The organism is Colwellia sp. BRX9-1 (genome assembly GCF_014077195.1).
GTDB lineage: Bacteria > Pseudomonadota > Gammaproteobacteria > Enterobacterales > Alteromonadaceae > Colwellia_A.
The window spans coordinates 147,143-165,857 of sequence record NZ_JACGVM010000004.1 but is presented as its reverse complement, the minus strand read 5'-3'; the positions used below and the strand labels follow the sequence as shown (position 1 = coordinate 165,857).

Annotated in this window: 12 protein-coding genes; 8 read left to right on the top strand and 4 right to left on the bottom strand. The window is 38.5% G+C overall.

The window, feature by feature from the left end; all coding sequences use genetic code 11:
* Positions 1 to 349: 349 nt before the first annotated feature.
* Positions 350 to 1,750: an EAL domain-containing protein gene (locus tag H4J76_RS06315; RefSeq protein ID WP_182230274.1), complete on the top strand. Its 1,401-nt coding sequence runs from the start codon at positions 350 to 352 to the stop codon at positions 1,748 to 1,750.
* Between the two features lie 118 nt (positions 1,751 to 1,868).
* Here H4J76_RS06315 and H4J76_RS06310 read toward each other — a convergent pair whose 3' ends face one another.
* The 3 genes from H4J76_RS06310 to H4J76_RS06300 all read right to left on the bottom strand — a co-directional run bounded on the left by H4J76_RS06310 (position 1,869) and on the right by H4J76_RS06300 (position 6,607).
* Positions 1,869 to 5,024, bottom strand: a complete 3,156-nt coding sequence (locus H4J76_RS06310) for an efflux RND transporter permease subunit (protein ID WP_182216616.1) — start codon at positions 5,022 to 5,024, stop codon at positions 1,869 to 1,871.
* Positions 5,025 to 5,038: 14 nt separating this feature from the next.
* On the bottom strand, positions 5,039 to 6,163 hold the full coding sequence (locus tag H4J76_RS06305; protein ID WP_182216618.1) for an efflux RND transporter periplasmic adaptor subunit: 1,125 nt from the start codon (positions 6,161 to 6,163) through the stop codon (positions 5,039 to 5,041).
* Between the two features lie 96 nt (positions 6,164 to 6,259).
* Positions 6,260 to 6,607, bottom strand: coding sequence for a DUF2946 domain-containing protein (locus tag H4J76_RS06300; RefSeq protein ID WP_182216620.1), 348 nt, complete (start codon positions 6,605 to 6,607; stop codon positions 6,260 to 6,262).
* Positions 6,608 to 6,854: 247 nt separating this feature from the next.
* Here H4J76_RS06300 and H4J76_RS06295 point away from each other — a divergent pair, with 247 nt between their 5' ends.
* A complete protein-coding gene (locus tag H4J76_RS06295) occupies positions 6,855 to 7,511 on the top strand; it encodes a response regulator transcription factor (RefSeq protein ID WP_182216621.1) in 657 nt (218 codons plus the stop codon).
* Here the strand turns inward: H4J76_RS06295 and H4J76_RS06290 are convergent.
* Entirely contained in the window at positions 7,484 to 10,960 is a 3,477-nt protein-coding gene (locus H4J76_RS06290) for a PAS-domain containing protein (protein ID WP_182216623.1), read from the bottom strand. The two genes, H4J76_RS06295 and H4J76_RS06290, sit on opposite strands and share 28 nt — an antisense overlap.
* 269 nt (positions 10,961 to 11,229) lie before the next feature.
* Between H4J76_RS06290 and H4J76_RS06285 the strand changes: the two genes are divergently transcribed.
* The 6 genes from H4J76_RS06285 (at position 11,230) to H4J76_RS06260 (ending at position 18,632) form a co-directional block, all read left to right on the top strand.
* Complete coding sequence (locus H4J76_RS06285) at positions 11,230 to 12,273, top strand: DcaP family trimeric outer membrane transporter (protein ID WP_182216625.1); 1,044 nt, start codon at positions 11,230 to 11,232, stop codon at positions 12,271 to 12,273.
* A 184-nt stretch (positions 12,274 to 12,457) separates the two neighbouring features.
* The gene (locus H4J76_RS06280) at positions 12,458 to 13,261 is read left to right on the top strand and encodes an ABC transporter ATP-binding protein (RefSeq protein ID WP_182216626.1); all 804 of its coding nucleotides are present in this window, start codon (positions 12,458 to 12,460) and stop codon (positions 13,259 to 13,261) included.
* Positions 13,261 to 15,213: a long-chain fatty acid--CoA ligase gene (locus H4J76_RS06275; RefSeq protein ID WP_182216628.1), complete on the top strand. Its 1,953-nt coding sequence runs from the start codon at positions 13,261 to 13,263 to the stop codon at positions 15,211 to 15,213. Before H4J76_RS06280 ends, H4J76_RS06275 begins: the two co-directional genes overlap by 1 nt.
* Complete coding sequence (locus H4J76_RS06270; RefSeq protein ID WP_182216630.1) at positions 15,210 to 16,103, top strand: branched-chain amino acid ABC transporter permease; 894 nt, start codon at positions 15,210 to 15,212, stop codon at positions 16,101 to 16,103. Before H4J76_RS06275 ends, H4J76_RS06270 begins: the two co-directional genes overlap by 4 nt.
* A gap of 84 nt (positions 16,104 to 16,187) precedes the next feature.
* Positions 16,188 to 17,261, top strand: coding sequence for a branched-chain amino acid ABC transporter permease (locus tag H4J76_RS06265; protein ID WP_182216632.1), 1,074 nt, complete (start codon positions 16,188 to 16,190; stop codon positions 17,259 to 17,261).
* Between the two features lie 123 nt (positions 17,262 to 17,384).
* On the top strand, positions 17,385 to 18,632 hold the full coding sequence (locus H4J76_RS06260; RefSeq protein WP_182216634.1) for an ABC transporter substrate-binding protein: 1,248 nt from the start codon (positions 17,385 to 17,387) through the stop codon (positions 18,630 to 18,632).
* The last annotated feature ends 83 nt before the right edge of the window (positions 18,633 to 18,715 follow it).

Genomic DNA, 18,715 nt, shown 5'->3' with positions numbered 1-18,715 from the left:
TGTAATACTTCATTAATAGGCTAATATCTTAATGAAGTGCTCGCCACAAAGAAGCCTCAATTGATTAAAAATACCTACTGACTTGCCAAGAGGCAATTATAGCGATGACTAATCACTTGAGCGCTAGTATTATCATAAAAATTGACCTATAACTAAATATTAAAATGATTATTATCATTACGTTATAAATTGAGTTGGGGCTGTGTATATGCAAAGAATGGGTTCAATTACCAAGTATTTGGCATTTTTAAGTGGGATAATTTTTAGTTTAACGCTGATATTTTATAGCTACTCCTACATTTTAAAAAGTCAGCTTTTAGAGCAAGGAGAATATATACTTAGCGATTTAATGGATACCACAGCTTATGGATATGATGTTATTGAGTCATTAAATAACCAAAACTTTACTTATTGCTCTGATGAAAATTTATTAGCAATGCGAAAATCTCAATTTGAATCAAATGACATTAGGGACATAGGCTTCCTCGAAAATGGCGTATTGACCTGTACCACAGGAATTGGCATCTTAAAAACACCCATCAAGGGACCTAGCTATGACTTTATGCTGGACGGCCATGAATTCTGGTTTAACCATAAGTTGATCACTTTCGATAGAAAGGTACAAGGTATTGTTATTCGTAAGGACAATTATAATTTAGTCGCATCATTTCAAGGTGTTTTGTATGAACACAGAAAATTTAAAAACTATGAACTGCTAGCACTCAAAGGTGAAGAAATTATTCATCTTTTTGGTGAACCTGGAATATATCAAAAAAAATCAACAAGTAGTCAGCCTTATTTTAGCTCAGGATTACTATCGCACTCTTTTGAATTTTGTGGCCCTAAAGGATTAATCTGTGTGGCTATTGTGCAAAAAAACTTTTCAGAATTCCAACTTGCACCTGTTTTATTAATTTTAATGTTTATTTCTTTGATTTCAGGTGTGGCAACTTTACATGCTTATCAATCGATTTATAGTTACATTTATAGTACCAAAAGAAGAATAAAATTAGCCTTATCTTTTAAAAGTATTAAGCCACATTATCAGGCTATTGTTGAGTTACAAACGGGTAAGGTTATTGGCTGTGAATTACTGGCTCGATTTGAAGACCATATTGGTCCGCTTTACCCTGATCAATTTATTTCAGTGGTGGCTGAATTAGATATGTCTTGGTCGATGACGGAAGACCTTATCTTGCAAGCCATTGACGATTTTAAAGATATTAAGATTATCAATGAACCCTTTTATCTTTCCATTAATGTTTATCCTAAAGATATCAATAACGGTAATATCCTCAAAGGAGTCGAACTGTTTAAAAATATAACACCGAATCTTGAAGTTTGCTTTGAGGTAACAGAAGATGAAGAGTTACATTACAGTAAAGTGGGCAATACCTTAGAAGTACTGTCAAAAAGTCGTATTAAAATTTCTATTGATGATTTTGGCACCGGTTACTCTAATCTATCTCAATTAAAGCTGTTAGATATTGATACCTTAAAAGTTGATAAGTCATTTATTGATGAAGTTGAGACAGGCTCAATTAGATCAACCCTAATACCAAATATTGTTTCAATAGCGGATAAGTTAGGCGCGAGTATTATTGCAGAAGGTATTGAAAATAGATTACAAGTAGACGAATTACTGAAAATGGATATTAAATTTGGTCAAGGTTGGTATTACACAAAAGCTTTACCATTAGCAGAATTTAAACATTATTTGATCAATAATAGTGACTACAAATTTGATTAGTAAACCTAGGTGATTCTTGGTTTTATAACCGCTAATTTATAGTCTTATCGATTAAGCATATTGGCTGTTAATTTAACTAAAAACCCCTCAACAATTTTTGTTCAGGGGTTTTATAAGATTAATCTTTTATCAGTTGTTTAATTTTCGCCGCAGAGAAAAAATTATATAAAACAGGTAAGACAAATAAGGTTAAAAAAGTTGCGGTGACTAATCCGCCAACAATAACACTCGCGAGGGGGCGTTGTATTTCTGCACCCACGCCATTAGACATCATCATCGGGATCAACCCCAAAGCGGAAGTCATCGCGGTCATTAACACTGGACGTAGTCGCGATGTCGCACCGTCGAAAACTGCTTGTGACGTTGATAAGCCTTCTCTAATATGCTGGTTTATCCGCTCAACCATAACAACGCCATTGAGCACAGCAACACCAAACAACGTAATAAAACCAATAGAGCTCGGCACAGATAAATATTGTTCGCTAAGATAAAGCGAGAATACACCGCCAATAATCGCTAACGGTACATTAACCAAAATTAACATTGCCTGACCCAACGAGCCAAAAGCAAAATAAAGTAACAAAGCAATTAATGCCAATGAGAGTGGCACCACCAGTAATAGCCTCTGTTGCGCACGTTGTTGATTCTCAAATTGACCACCAATAACCACAGAATAACCTGAGGGTAAGTCTACTGTGCTGGCAATTATTTCACGAATATCAGCAACAACACTGCCCATATCTCTATCTTGTACATTTGCTTGAATAACGACTCGGCGTTGAACATTATCTCTACGTACCTGTGGCGGGCCTGACTCAAAGGTGATGGTGGCGATATCTCCTAAACGGACCCAAGCACCTGTTGGCGATTGTAAACGAAGGTCTGCAATGGCTTCTGGACTGTTACGATATTTTTCTTCTAATCTGACATAAATATCATAGCGCTCATTACCGTTAATTATCTGCCCAGCACTCACCCCGCCAATGCCATCTTTAATGACATCCATAACATCGCCAACCGACAAACCAAAACGAGAAAGTTGCTGTCTTTTTGGCTCTATGACTAATTGGGCTTCTCCTGCTATTTGCTCTAAGGCGACATCGCGCGCGCCTTTCACCTCTTTTATCGCCGCTGCAATTTCTTCGCCTTTACTGGCGAGTACGGACAATTCTGGACCGAATAATTTAATAGCCAGTTGCGCTTTGACCCCAGACAGTAATTCATCAACACGGGTCGCAATTGGCTGTGAAAAATTAAGCAGTAAGCCAGGAAATTGTTCAAGGTCCTCTGCCATTAACGTTTGCAATTCGATGCGACTTTTAGCACTATGCCATTGTGATATTGGCTTTAATCCTAGGTATATTTCAATGTTATTAACGGGCTCAGGATCGCCACCGATTTCAGCCCGGCCAATGCGGCTGAGTGCGTAGGTTACCTCAGGAAACGCCATTAACTTTTCTTCAAGAATAGGCGCTACTGCTAACGCTGTTTCCAAACTCGATGATGGCGCTAAAGTGACCCTTAAGTTAATGGTGCCTTCTTCAAGTTCAGGTACAAACTCTGTGCCTATTTGGGGGACCAATGATATAGCTGCAACCAGTAATGATATGCAAGTAAACACCACAAGCTTAGGGCGTTTCATCGCGGCTTTAAGACTTGTTCGATAGAGCTTATCTAAAGGCGTTAATATAAAACTTTCCCTTTCTTTTACACCTTTGTTAAACATAAACGTTGCTAGTGCCGGCACTACAAAAAGTGCTACTAGGATGGCAGATATTACGGCTAAAATAATGCTAATAGCCATAGGTTGAAAAAGTTTAGCTTCAACCCCTTCAAAACTAAAGAGTGGCGTAAAGACCACCAAAATAATGGCTGCGGCAAAAAATACCGGGCGAGCAACTTCTTTTCCTGCAGCCTTTAGCTGTAGTGGGATATCTTGTTGCTGGCTATTTTTATGGTTGGGATCGCTAGAGTGGTGTAAATGTTTAAAGATATTTTCAACCATCACCACCGAGCCATCAACTAACATACCTATTGCGACCGCAATCCCGCCTAATGACATTAAATTAGCTGATAACCCTAGCCAAGACATTACCATTAGCGCAATAGCGACCGAGATAGGTATCGAAATTAACACCAAAAATGTTGCGGTTAAATTCATTAAAAATAAGGCGAGTATCACCGCAATAAATATAAAAGCTAAGGCAAGTGCTTCAACAACAGTATTAACCGCTTGAGTAATTAAATCGGCTTGGTCATAGAAAGGCTCAAAGCGCACACCTTTGGGTAGGGCTTGATTAATCATGGGTATTCGAGCGTTAATTCCGTCAATGGTGGCCTTGGTATTTGCGCCAATACGCTTTAATACGATACCTGAAACGACTTCTCCCAAGCGTTCAACTTCGCCATTTTTGGTTCTGCGTGTCATGGTCGCCGCGCCTTGACGAATTTCACTCCCCAAAGTTACTTTGGCGAGATCTGCGATAGTGACTACCGTGCCAGACACGGTTTTCACTGGCACCTGCTTAATGTCTGCTAATCCCGCTTCACCACTATTAAACCAACCTGTGCCTCGTATAACTAATTGCTCTTGTCCTCTATTCATATACCAACCACCCACATTGGCATTGTTGTTTTCAAGTGCGGTAACTATGTCATCTTGGCTTAACTGATAAGAAAGTAATTTACTGGGTTCAATGTTGACTTGATATTGGCGAACACTACCACCAAAAGATAAAACATCAGTTACGCCATCTACTGGCATAACCAATAATTTCACTAGCCAATCATTTAAACTTCTTAAGGTCATTGAGTTATAACCCGCCTCTTTGTCAGCAATGAGTAAGTACTGAAAGACCTGACCTAAGCCTGAGGTATTAGGCCCCATTGCAGGTGAACCAACGCCTTGAGGGATTAGTGCTTTTGCCGCTTGTAGCCGCTCAAAAACTAATTGACGAGCAAAATATATATCGGTGCCTTCTTTGAAAACCACAGTAACGCCAGATAGTCCCGTTTTTGATATTGACCGTACTTGTTCAACATCAGGCAAGGCATACATCACCGCTTCAATCGGGTAGGTGATGAGTTGCTCTACTTCTTCAGCGGCTAAGCCAGGTGCTTCGGTATTTATCGCTACTTGAACATTAGTGACATCAGGAAATGCATCTAGATTTAAATTTGGAATGGCAATAATAGCGGCTGCCATAGTGGTGATGAGTGCAATAACCACCAGTAGCCGATTATCTATCGACCAATCAATCATTTTATTTAACATCGTGTTATTCCTCATTAGTGGCCGTGTGGATCAAATCCACTTTTCGCTATTTCTGAAGCCACAAAAAAGGCACCTTGGGTAACCACTCTTGTGTTGGCGGCAATACCGATGATTTGACGGTAATTGCCTAAAGGCTGACCTAATTCAACTTCAACAGCCTCAAATTCACCCGGATGGTCTTCAACAAAGACAGTCCAATCGCCATCAGCCCCACGCATTAACGCTGTTTCGGGCACTGCGATTACGGCAGTTTGCGTGTCAAATTGAAAGTTAACATCTACAAACATCCCTGAGTGTAATGAATCATCTTTATTTTCAACAGACAGCCTAACAATTCTAGTACGGGTTGTTGGGTCGATTGTATGGGCTTCTTGAATAACCAAGGCATGATAAGTTTGGCCAGCAAACTCTATTTCAGCCCTTGTCCCCGCGGGTAAGTTTAGTTTTTTGTTGGGTGAAACACGCGCCTCTACCCATAAGCTTTCTTCGTTAGCCAAAATCATAATTTGTTCACCGGGTGTGACTCGCTGTCCTTGTGAAAAATCATCACTTAATACCGCTCCTGCGCGCTGCGCTACTAAAGTATATTCACCTAAGTTTGATGAATTGTTTTTAACAATATCTTCAATAGCGTTTTTTGTTAGCCCAAATGCGGTCAAACGGCTAAAAGCGGCGATGTAATCAGTTTCACTTTTTAGTAAAAGACTCTCGCTTAACGTACCCTTAGTTAATTTTTTTGCCCGTTGCCATTCACTATACGTTACCCGATAATTAGCTTGTGCTGCAGCAACAGATTCACTAAATAACGTGACTAATGGTTGGTCTTTTTCAACATGTTCACCTAAGGTCGCATGACGACTTATGACCACTGACTCTGTGCGTGGTGAGACGATATAACTGGTGTAACCATTCGCTTTTATTTCTCCTGGGGCATAAACACGTCGTGCAAAAATCTTGGGTGTTAGCATCGATACTTTAATATTTGCTAGTGTTAATTGTGCCGTGGTAAAGCTAACCCCTGCTTTGTGCGTGTCTTCGGTTATTTCGACAGCAAGAGCAGGAATAGCTAAGGTGGTTAAACCATAAAATAAAACACTCAGTAGGTTTAGTGGCTTTGGCTTTTTATTGGTGTTGATCATTGTTATCTCTTAATTTAAAGGTAAACGTTGCAACAACACTAAATTCAATATTTAGTGTTAAGTAAACTTGTTGCGAAAAATTGTTATAAAATTAAATTAAGCGATGGGGGGGCGTATAAGTTGTTCTATAAAGTTGATGTTGATATCGATAAGATAAAAATATTGATTGGGAATTAATAGCTTAGTGACAGTCGAAGTTGATTTTTTTGTTAAAAACCATTGGCTGTGTGAACCTTGACAGTGCCCACAATGATGACAGTCTTTGACGTTATGCTCAGTATCAGAGGTTGCATTGAGTCGCGCTTGATTGTCAACTTCATGAGAATGTTCAGTTTGTAAATGTTGAGCGTCAAGCTGATGATTATTGTCTGAATTAGCCACAGCAACAAACGATTGCAAGGCAATCGATAGTACTATTAAAAAGCCAAGCCAAATGTTTTTCATTTTTACTGCATTCTTCAATTTACAAACAGAGACTGGCGGATGCTAAGCTAAATTATATTCTTAGTCAATAATTAGCGAATGGCTGGGAGGTGTTCAATCAGGTTTTATTATACCAAGGTATCAATATTTAGCGGCAATAGGGCTATTTTAAAATAAAAGCATAAATAGAAATATTATTGCGCAGTATCCTTTGGAGTTACAATTTTTATTGGGTTAGAATGTAAGCAACTTTGTTTGAGGTATTTTTATGTTCCAGTCAGAAAAAATAATAATAGCTGACGACCATCCCCTTTTTCGTCAAGCATTAACGTTGATGATTTCAGCTCATTTTAGCGATATTGATGTACTTGAAGCAGAAGATGTTCATGATTTAGAGCGATCCTTAGCAGAACATCAAGACGTTGGCTTATTATTACTCGATCTTAATATACCTGGAGCCCAAGGCTTTAATACGTTAATTACTATGCGTGAACGTTATCCTCAAATGGCTGTGGTAGTAGTCTCTGGTTATGAAGAAAAAGATATTATTACTAAAGCTATTGATCACGGCGCGGTTGGTTTTATCCCTAAATCAACTGATGTACCACAAATGCTTGCAGCACTGGAAATAATCTTGGCAGGAGGTCTTTGGACGCCAAACCTTGAAGAAAATAAAAATAATTTACCTATTTCAGAAATAGGTAAGAAAATCGCCAGTTTAACCAACCAACAAAACCGTATCTTGAAAATGTTTTCTGATGGTTTACTCAATAAACAAATTGCTGCACAGCTTTCACTTTCAGAAGCTACAGTAAAATCGCATGCCAGTTCAATTTTTTTGAAATTGGGTGTGAAAAGCCGGACTCAAGCAGTCATTATGCTCAATCAGAATAATCATCAGTCATTTTCAGCATCATTAGAATAATTTTGTTGTAATGCCTTGGTTAGAAGCGAACTCATTAAGGCTCTTAAGGCAATAGGTTTTATTAATTTTCTTAAGTAACTCATTCCTGCTGCTTGGCTTTTTTCTAAAACATCACTATCGGTGGTAGCTGTAATTAAAATGGCGGGCAGCGGATAGTTTTTTATTTTTTGTAATTGCTTAAACAAACTAATACCGTCTTCATTATTATCTAATTGGTAATCGACCAAAACAATGTCAATACTGCTTTGATATCTTTTAAAAATAACAGTAGCTTCTCTGGTGTTCTTTGCACAAAAAACATTGCATCTCCAAGCACTCAATAATTTATTCATTCCCTTAAGCACATCTGGATCATTATCAATACATAACACATTGACATCTTCTAATGACACTTGCTTAATAGGCGATTTTTTGGCATTACGCTGTTTTATTGCTGAAGCAATGGGAAATGATAAACTGAAATTACAGCCATGCTCGGGCTGAGAATTTAACTGCACGCGAGACGATAAAAGTTGAGTTAAACTTTGAGCAATATTAAGGCCTAAACCTAAACCTTTTACACCAACATGCTGGTTACTTTCGAGTTGAGTAAATTGTTCAAAAACAGTTTTCTGCTGCTTATAGGGAATACCTGGCCCATTATCAATAACTTGAATAATGATGTTTTTTCCCTTTCGTCTACAGCCCAATAGTACTTTTCCAGGGCTCGCGTAACGAAAAGCATTAGATAATAAATTTTGTAAAACTCTTCGTAATAATTTTGAATCACTATTAATCCACAAGGACGTTTGCACCCAATGAAACTCAATACTTTGTTTTTTAGCCAAGGGTGAAAACTCACTAGCAATACTCGTAAAGACATCATTAAGTGAAAGGTGGTTTATATTAGGAACAATATTGCCACTTTCTATTCGGGTTATTTCGTTAAGATCCTTTAAGAGATTATTGGCTGTTTTTAGTGAGTTATCGATATAGTTCACGCTTTCTTTTTCTTCTTTACTTAAATGAGAACTCATTGCTAAGGTTGATGAAAAAAGTCGTGCCGCAGATAAAGGTTGCATCAAATCATGGCTGCAAGCCTTAAGATACTGGCTTTTTTTTAAATGTGCTTGTTCAGCTTTTTGTCTTGCAATGGCAAGTTCTTTATTTCCTTGTTCCAATTTTTTATAAGCATCTTCTAATTTCTTGGTTCGCTCTAAGACTAAACTTTCTAAATCAAGATTTTCCTCTTTAAGTAACTGCTCTGCTTTTTTATAAACAGTGATGTCAGTAAATATCATCACAAAGCCACCATCAGGTATTGGGTTTCCTTCAATACGAATGATGTTGCCATTGGGTTGTATTCTTTCAACGCTGTGTTTACTGCCTTCTCTAAAAAACTGTAAGCGCTTTTCAACTTGCTGATTTAACGAATGGGCGTATTCAGGGCGACTTTTAAGATTAAAGTAAATTAGATCTTTGATAGGGCTACCGATATAAATAAGCTCTTCAGGGTAATTAAATAGTGCTAGATAAGGTTTATTCCAAGCGACCATATTCAATTTGCTATCAATAACGGAGATACCTTCGTTGGTATTTTCTATCGCACTCGATAACACGCTACGACTAAATTCAATACGGTGGCTTGACGCACCCTCAACAATTTTTGCCACTTCATCCAAAGCCATATCTTTACCGGTAATGGCAAAAGAGATCACTAGGCGCGCTGAAGCTGAGCCCATAACTTTAGCTAGGGTATTTTCAATATGAAAAATTAGTGCTTCGTTATATATTTGTTTATTTGTTTTAAGTGGATCATATTTTTTATTAAATTCAGTAAAACACTGCGCAGACTTTTCACTACCGACAAACCTTGTTAACAACAAAGCCAACTCTTTTTGGTTTATTTTTCCATGGCTAAAATGAAGCCTCTCATTGATGTTTGGTCGTTCAATAAAGTGTTCAATCTGAGATTGCTCTTGGATAGTCGCTCGGCTAATTTTAGAGACCAGTATCAGTACAATTACATTAATGGTTAACCCTAATAACGTGGCTAAGGTGGTACTCGATATTGACGCATCAGCAAAGGGATGAGCATAAAAGCCTAATTGGGGTAATAGGTTGAGGAAAAACCAAATCATAAACCCTGATGTTATTGCGAATAATACTGCCTGCAAACTCACTTTTCGCCAATAAAACGTGGCAAAAAGTGGTGGGCCTATTTGTGCAATTGCACCAAAAGATACTTCGCCTAAGGAGGCTAAAGTACCAGGAGGTGCAGCAACAAACATACCGTAGCAAAGTAAGATAATAAATAAGACCAATGCTTTACGTATCATTAGTAATTTATCTTTGAACTTTTTAAAGTCAGTTTGCTGAATGTTCGAGTGTTTGAATAATAAAGGGAAAACAACTTCATTACTGAGCATAGTGCTTAAGGCTATGGTCGAAATAATAACCATAGAACTGGCTGCTGAAACCGCGCCAAGGAATGAAAATAATGTCAACCATAATTGACCTTGATAAGCAGGTAAAAATAATACGTAAGCTTCTGCATCAAGAGAGTCTCCGTAGAGCAATCTTCCGGATAAGCCAATTGGAATAGCAAAGAGTGCAAAAATAGCTACGTAACTAGGAAATAGCCAGCGGCTGAGTTTAGTATGAGCTTGCTCTTTAAGTTCAACGACCATTACTTGAAATTGTCTTGGAAAACATAAAAAAGCAGACAGACCAATAACGAGTAGACCTAGCATAGAAACAAACTTTGAAAGCGTAAAGTGATGGGCTGGCTCAACGTTTTCTGTGGCTAGTGTCCAAATGGTAATCGGTGAGTCATAGAGGTAAAACGAAACAAAAAGGCCAATTGATAAAAAAGCAACCAGCTTAATAATAGACTCGAAAGCTATTGCCATCATCACCCCAGGGTGACGCTCAGTAACATCAATTGCTCTAATACCAAAAATAATAGTGAAGCCCGCTAAAATTAAGCTAACAATTAAGCCAAGTTGCCATAAAGATAAATATTGATCTTCTTGCAATATGGTATAGGAATGCACAATCGCTTTTAGCTGTAAGGCGATATAAGGTATGGTGCCAATTAAGGTAACAAACGTGACAAGTACGGCTAAACGTTGTGATTTTCCAAATCGAGAAGCGAGTAAATCAGCAATTGACGTGATATTTAATTGTAAGCTGACTTTAATCATCCGTTGAATAAAGGGCCAAGCAAATAAGAATAATAAAATCGGGGCGAGATAAACAGAAAGATAAGAAAACGAATAATTAGCGGTTTGTCCTGCAGTCCCCAAAAAACCCCAAGATGTACAATAAACCCCAAGCGATAGCGCATAAACAATCGTGTGATATTTCGTTGCTATTTTATGCCGATAACGATCCCCTAAAAAGGCAATAATAAAAAGTAAGCCAATATAACCAACACTTGTGATCACTAATTGCCAATTTGGAAACATACATCAATCTCATTAATTCTTCAGAAGTCATCTTATTTTGATGAGCTTGCAGATTTACAAATTATTCACGGTAAATCAATTGATTCCGACTTTTATTTAACTAATTCCACAGTAAATCAATTAAAGCTAAGATACTAATACCAAAGACTTAATACTAAAGTATTACAACTTTAGAGTTAATACTTATTGCCAATTGTGACTCGCTGTTTTTTTAGTGATATTTGTTTCAGACACATAACACTTATAAAAATTACTTGGGGAATTGGTCAATGAAAATTCAGAAGAATAAAAAACTATTACTCGCCACCTTATTGGGTTCATTGGCTGCAGGTTCAGCAAATGCAGCTTATGAATTTAAACTAACAGATACTGATAAAGTTACTCTGGGTGGCTATATTAAAGTTGATGCTCGCTATGTTGATGGTGATGTTGCGTATCGAGACTTTTGGGTTGGAGCTGGAGCGCCGCTTACCGATAGTCAATCTCAATTTAAAATGAATGCTAATGAATCTCGCTTTAATCTTAAATATTCACATGGTGATGTCACGGGCTTTCTTGAAATGGACTTTTTAGGGGGCGGGGGTGATCAACGTTGGTCAAACTCTTCTCATAATCGTCTTCGTCATGCTTTTATCAGTTATAAAAACGTATTAGCGGGTCAAACATGGTCAACGTTCATGAATACGAGTGCTTTGGCCGAAACCGCTGATTTTGCTGGTGCCACCATTGGTATAGTTTTCGTTCGTCAAACCCAAATACGTTATACCCAAGGTAACTTTCAAGTTTCTATAGAAAACCCTGAGTCGTGGGGGGGCGATGCTTCACAAGATGATAAACCTGATGTTGTTGCCCGATATAACCTAAAAGGTGATTGGGGTAACGTCTCTTTTTCAGGTTTGGCACGTAGCTTAACAACCTCTTTAGGTAACTCAGAAAGTGCTTTTGGCGTATCAATTGCCGGTCGTATTAAAACGGTTGGTAAAGATGATTTACGCTTTCAAGTTCACAAAGGTGAACTTGGGCGTTATGTCGGTTTAGCGTTTGCGCCAGATCTAAATAATGACAAGATAGAAGATACGACTTCTTATCTTGTGGCTTACCGTCATTTTTGGGATGAAAGTTTACGTTCAACAGCAATGTATGGGTATGCTGAAGCTGATGTGTCTGGTGCTGAACGTAGCCAATGGAGTGTTAACTTATTCACCAATTTCACTAAGGAATTAGCGGTAGGTGTTGAAGTTGGAAACTTCTCTATGGACGAAATCAATAAAGACTCAGACTACCTGCAGTTATCATTCAAATACACCTTGTAAAAAGTAATAACGTTATAGCTAACTCGTTATGAAGCGGTTAGCTAGTTTTACGCAAGTCTATTGAAAATAGGATCTTTATTTTGCTCAGTGCTAAATACCAGATCACCTTTTATTTTAGTGGTTACTCTTTCATTATTTTTGAAAAAACGGCTAAAGACAAAAATTATCTATCAGGAGTGTGAGTATGTCTGAACCAATACTCAAAATTGATCAAATATCGTTAGCTTTCGGTGGTGTTAAAGCACTTACTGATGTCAGCTTCGAAGTTTCACGAGGCGCTATCTTTTCTATTATCGGCCCAAATGGGGCGGGTAAAACCTCAATGCTAAATTGTATCTCAGGGCGCTACCGTCCAAACAGTGGTTCTATTGCTTTAAATAATCAAGAAGTTACTCACTTACGTCCTAATGACCGTGCTGATTTAGGTATGGGACGTACTTTTCAAAATTTAGCCTTATTTGGGCATATGTCTGTGTTAGACAATATTATGGTGGGTCGCCATCATTTGTTGAAAAATAACTGGATCACGGGCCCTCTTTATTGGGCATCTAAAGCACAAAAAGAAGAACTAGAACATCGACGTTATGTTGAAGAGATTATTGATTTTTTAGAAATATCACATATCAGAAAATCAGTCGCGGGCACTTTATCTTATGGCCTTAGAAAACGGGTAGAACTTGCTCGAGCGATGGCGCTGAACCCGCAACTCATTTTACTTGATGAGCCTATGGCGGGCATGAACTTAGAAGAGAAAGAAGATATGGCGCGCTATATCTTAGATCTTAACGAAGAGTTTGGCATTACAGTTGTGATGATAGAGCACGACATGGGTGTGGTTATGGATATTTCACATGAAGTGATGGTACTCGACTTTGGTAAAAAATTGATGTGCGGTTTACCCGAAGAAGTGATGGCGAACGAACATGTAAAACGTGCTTATTTAGGCGTTGAAGATGATGAACTCGAAGACTTGCAAGGAGTTGGATAATGAGTATAACCAATGATTTTGATATGGGTGCACTCGATACTTTCCCAAAGATACTTCGAGAAAATGCAAAAAATTGGCCCAATGATATCGCCATGCGAGAAAAAGAGTTTGGGATCTGGAATGAATTTAGTTGGGTTGATTACCAAAATCGTGTGAAGTGGTTAGCGATCGCTTTGGGTGAACGTGGTATTAAAGCCGGTGACGCGATTGCTTTGCTGGGTGACAACCGCCCTGAATGGGTTTGGGGTGAAATCGCTGCACACGCAATGAGTTGTTATTCCATTGGTATTTTCCAAGACTCGCTTCATGAAGAAGTAATTTATCTGCTCAATAAAAGTAATGCGACCGTTGTTATCGCTGAAGATGAAGAGCAATGCGATAAGCTTTTAGAGCTTGGTGATGGCATACCTGATGTGAAATGCATTGTTTATTGTGATCCGCGAGGTATGCGTAAATATAATGATCCTCGGTTAGTCAGTATTGAAGACATCTACAAACAAGGTCAGACAATAGACCAAGCATCACCAGATAAATATGAAGCACTCGTTAACGCCACGAAAGCTGAAAACACCGCGATTTATTGCACAACTTCTGGTACTACGTCTAAGCCTAAAATTGCTTTGTTGGCGGGTGGTAATTTTGTCAAACATTGTTCATCGTATTTACGTGCTGACCCTCGTCAGCCTGGTGATAACTATGTTTCAGTACTGCCTTTACCTTGGATCATGGAGCAGGTTTATGCGGTAGGTCAGGCATTAATTGCTCGCCAAATTGTTAATTTTGTTGAGCAGCAAGAAACATTAATGGCAGACCTTCGCGAAATAGGCCCAAGCTTTGTTTTACTGGCGCCTAGAGTTTGGGAAGGTATTTTAGCGGACGTGACTTCAAGAATGATGGACTCTACACCGCTAAAACAAAAAATCTTTAATTACGCGATGAAGTTAGCCGAAAGCGCGCAAGCAAAAGGAGAAAAGTCTTGGTTGGCTGACGTACTATTAATGAAAGCACTCCGTGATCGTTTAGGTTTTACCTTCTTAAAATCTGCCGCAACAGGTGGCGCTGCTATGGGACCTGATACCTTTAGATTTTTCCAAACGATTGGGGTGCCGCTTCGTCAACTTTATGGACAAACTGAATTGTGTGGTGCTTATACGGTACATCAAGAAAATGACATTGATTATGACAGCGTCGGTGTTGCTTTTGATTGCGCCGATGTAAAAATAATTAATGAAGATACTCAAGGTATTGGCGAAGTCCTTGGCAAAACAATTGGTATGTTTACGGGGTACATTGATAATCAAAAAGCATACGACGATGACGTAAAAGATGGTTGGATGCACACGGGTGATGCTGGCTATTTTAAACCATCAGGCCACCTGGTTATTATTGACCGTATTAAAGATTTAGCCAAAACCAGTAATGGCGACCAATACTCTCCGCAATATATTGAAAACAAATTGAAATTCTCATCTTTTATTGGCGAAGCGGTTATTTTGGGTAAAGACAAACCTTACCTGTCGGCGATGATTTGTATACGTTTTAGTATCGTTTCTAAGTGGGCTGAGCAACAAGGTTTATCCTTTACCAACTACACCAGTTTGTCTGCGTTACCGGAAGTTTATCAAAAGCTAACTGAAGAAGTTTCAAAGGTTAATGAGACACTACCCGATGCACAAAAAATCAATAAATTCTTATTACTTTACAAAGAACTTGATGCAGACGATGGCGAGTTAACACGTACTCGAAAAGTTAGGCGTTCAGTCATTGCTGACAAGTATGGCGACATCATTAGCTCTATCTATGATGACCAAGAATATGTTGATGTTGATACGGTGATCACCTTCCAAGATGGCGGTAAAACGCGTATCCAAACTCAATTAAAGGTCGCAACATTATCTAATAAAAACAATGTCTGCGCCCCATCTGCACATGAACAGAGGAAAGCATCATGAATTTTGAACTTCTATTTCAGTTAATTACTAATGGCCTGATTGTCGGTTTGTTATATGGCGTTGTCGCGATGTGTTTTGTGCTGGTTTATAAATCAACACAAATAGTTAACTTTGCTCAAGGTGAATTTTTACTGATTGGTGCTTGGGTGTGTTGGGCATTCTTAATTTACATGGAACTGCCCTTTATCGTTGGGTTCTTCTTAACGTTATTTTTTATGGCAGGTTTTGGTGTGTTGCTGCAAATGATTGTGCTTAGACCGATGATCGGCGAGCCCATTATCTCAGTCATTATGATCACGATAGGTTTGTCCATGTTCTTTCAAGCGTTAATGAAGTGGATTTTTGGCTTAAACCCACAAAGTTACCCACAGGTCTTTGAAAAGCAAAGTATCGAAATATTTGGTTTAAATGTTGAAGTGGCTTATTTGCTGAGTACCGGTATTGCTTTATTTGTGATGTTGGCTTTCTTCTTTTTCTTCAAATATTCAAAACATGGTTTAGCGATGCGAGCGACTGCCTTTGATCAACAAGTAGCTCAAAGTTTGGGTATATCGGTAAAAAGCGTCTTTGCGATGAGCTGGGGAATTGCTGCTACGGTGTCAGCAACTGCCGGTATTGTTATTGGCTTAGTCAACGGTGTTTCAGATTCGTTATCTATTATGGGTATTAAGGTTTTTCCAGCGGTAATTCTTGGTGGGCTTGACTCTATTGTTGGTGCCATCGTTGGTGGATTGTTTATTGGTGTTTTAGAAAATGTTGCTGAGTTCTTTGACAGTCAATACTTCCATATTGGCAACATGTACGACATCGCTCCTTTTTATGTGTTGTTAATTATCTTGTGGTTTAAACCTTACGGTTTATTCGGCACAAAAGATATTGAACGCATATAGCCATTGATAGGATTATTCATTAATGAGTTGTTGCTAGCAGTTAAATAGAACACTCATTTAGCAAACCAGTTTAAGGAGTAAATTATGTCGAGTTTAACGATGCGCCCGTGCGGAGATTTTCGCACTAGTTATAAACAAGATAATACTATTTTCGAAACAAAAAACATTAGAATTATGGCAATTATCGCTGTCGCGTTTTTAATTACAGTACCGCTATTTTTTGATGGTTATATTCTAAGTTTACTGATTCAAATGTCGTACTTAGGCATTGCAGCACTCGGACTAAATATTTTGGTTGGTTATACCGGGCAAATATCTTTAGGCCATGGTGCGTTCTTTGGTTTTGGTGCATTTGCATCAGCCTGGCTAAATATGTCAATGGAGATCCCCGTGTTTCTCTGTATACCTTTAGCTGGGTTTTTAACGATGGCTGTGGGCATGATGTTTGGTATGCCTGCAGCAAGAATTAAAGGTTTATATCTTGCGATAGCAACGCTGTCTGCTCAGTTTATTCTTCAAGATTTCTTTGCTCGAGCTGATTGGTTTTCTGGAGGGTCTTCAGGTTCAATGGCAGAGCCTGTTAATTTATTTGGTTACGCTTTTGATACAGACCAAAGCTTTTACTACATCGCTTTATTTGCTTTTGTCTTTATGTTTATTTGGGGCTGTAATTTAATAAGAAGTCGAGATGGTCGAGCTTTTGTTGCGGTACGCGACCATTATTTATCAGCTGAAATAATGGGCGTTAAATTAAATAAATATCGTTTGTTGTCATTTGGTATATCGTCTTTTTATGCGGGTATTGGTGGTGCGTTATATGCGCACTATTTAGGTTATGTGTCGGCTGAAGGCTTCACTATTTTTCTTTCCATTCAATTTTTAGCGATGATTATTATCGGCGGCTTAGGTTCAGTGAAAGGCACCATGATGGGGGTGATTTTTATGGTGTTATTACCTGAATTTCTTGCTGGTGGGGTTGGCATGATGAAAGAAACCACTTGGGGAAATATTCCTATGGTGATTGATGGTTTAGCTTTCATTAAAGAAATGGCCATTGGTTTAGTGATTATCTTGTTCTTAATCTTCGAGCCTGAAGGTTTAGCGCATCGCTGGGCTCAAATTAAAAATTACTGGAAATTTTACCCTTTTGCTTATTAAAGCTTAAGTATCAGGGAGAATAAAAAGCCAGTGAGATTTACTTGCTGGCTCAATAAACTAAAAAATAATAATGGCAACTACAGTAATTGTATTAGCCAATCACATTACAAAAGGATTATTACCATGCAGAAAAAACTATTAGTGCGTTCAATTATTACGTGTGCGGTATTAGGATCAAGTGGACAAGCAATGTCAGAAGATTCAGTATTTGTGGGGCATTTGGCTGATATGTCTGGACCAACCGCTTTTGTAGGTAAAGTATATGCTGACGGCGTACGTGATTCATTAGCCTATATTAATGAGCATGGCGGCATAAAAGGGACCAAGCTTGAATTTGAAACTGTTGATTATGCTTATAAAGTGCCACAAGCCATTTCTAATTATAAAAAGTGGAAGTCACGTAAACAAATGGTCGCGATGCAAGGTTGGGGTACTGCTGACACCGAAGCGTTAATTTCTTTTGTTGCTAAAGACAAAGTCCCTGTTTTTTCAGCTTCCTACTCTGGGCATTTAACTGACCCAACAGGCAAAAACCCAGAGACTAAAAAACCAGCACCTTATAATTTTTTCTATGGCGCCTCATACTCAGACGCTTGTCGGGGATTAGTGCAATGGGCAGCACAAGATTGGAAAACAAAAGGTAGCTCAGGCAAACCTAAATTTACCCATATTGGTGCTAATCACCCTTACCCTAATGCACCCAAAGCCGCTTGTGCAGAATATGCGATAGAGCTCGGTTTTGATGTGCAACCACCGGTTGTTGTTTCAATGAAGCCCGGTGACTTTAAAGCACAGTGTCTGAGTTTAAAAAGCTCAGAATCTAATTATGGTTACATAGGTAACTTAGGGGGGTCAGTTCAATCCTTGATTAAATCATGTAATACCATAGGCACAGATATTCAATTTATGTCGAATATCTGGGGAGGCGATAAACAAGTTTTCCAAGCGGCAGGACCAGGTATTAAAGATTATATCTTCCCCACCATGACACCTTTTTGGACAGACGACGTCCCAGGTATGAAATTAGTACGCGAAATTTCAAAAATGTCTGATGAATCAGGAAATGAATCACGTTCACATCACTATATGCGCGGTGTTTGCTCTGCTTACTTTATGAAAGAAGCGATGGAGTGGGCGAAAGACAATGGCGGCATTACCGGCGAAAATATTAAAAAGGGTATGTACGCAAATACTGACTGGGTTCCAAAAGGTTTAGAGGGCGTTTGTTTAGCCGCTAACTGGACTAATGAAGACCACCGAGGCGTTAACCAAGTAAACATCTATAAAGGTAATTATAACGACGGTGATATAAAAATTGAAAAAGTGACGTCGGTTACTTTAGATCGTCGTGATGATTGGTTAGGTTACTAATTTTCATTAGTTTTTATTTATTTTAGCCTCATAAAGGCAGGAAATAATTAAGCGTCTGTCTTTATGAAGTTTTACGGAGTATT

Coding starts and splice junctions, on each gene's coding strand:
- H4J76_RS06315 (WP_182230274.1), top strand. CDS start 350: ATGGATACCACAGCTTATGGATATGATGTTATTGAGTCATTAAATAAC.
- H4J76_RS06310 (WP_182216616.1), bottom strand. CDS start 5,024: ATGTTAAATAAAATGATTGATTGGTCGATAGATAATCGGCTACTGGTG.
- H4J76_RS06305 (WP_182216618.1), bottom strand. CDS start 6,163: ATGATCAACACCAATAAAAAGCCAAAGCCACTAAACCTACTGAGTGTT.
- H4J76_RS06300 (WP_182216620.1), bottom strand. CDS start 6,607: ATGAAAAACATTTGGCTTGGCTTTTTAATAGTACTATCGATTGCCTTG.
- H4J76_RS06295 (WP_182216621.1), top strand. CDS start 6,855: ATGTTCCAGTCAGAAAAAATAATAATAGCTGACGACCATCCCCTTTTT.
- H4J76_RS06290 (WP_182216623.1), bottom strand. CDS start 10,960: ATGTTTCCAAATTGGCAATTAGTGATCACAAGTGTTGGTTATATTGGC.
- H4J76_RS06285 (WP_182216625.1), top strand. CDS start 11,230: ATGAAAATTCAGAAGAATAAAAAACTATTACTCGCCACCTTATTGGGT.
- H4J76_RS06280 (WP_182216626.1), top strand. CDS start 12,458: ATGTCTGAACCAATACTCAAAATTGATCAAATATCGTTAGCTTTCGGT.
- H4J76_RS06275 (WP_182216628.1), top strand. CDS start 13,261: ATGAGTATAACCAATGATTTTGATATGGGTGCACTCGATACTTTCCCA.
- H4J76_RS06270 (WP_182216630.1), top strand. CDS start 15,210: ATGAATTTTGAACTTCTATTTCAGTTAATTACTAATGGCCTGATTGTC.
- H4J76_RS06265 (WP_182216632.1), top strand. CDS start 16,188: ATGTCGAGTTTAACGATGCGCCCGTGCGGAGATTTTCGCACTAGTTAT.
- H4J76_RS06260 (WP_182216634.1), top strand. CDS start 17,385: ATGCAGAAAAAACTATTAGTGCGTTCAATTATTACGTGTGCGGTATTA.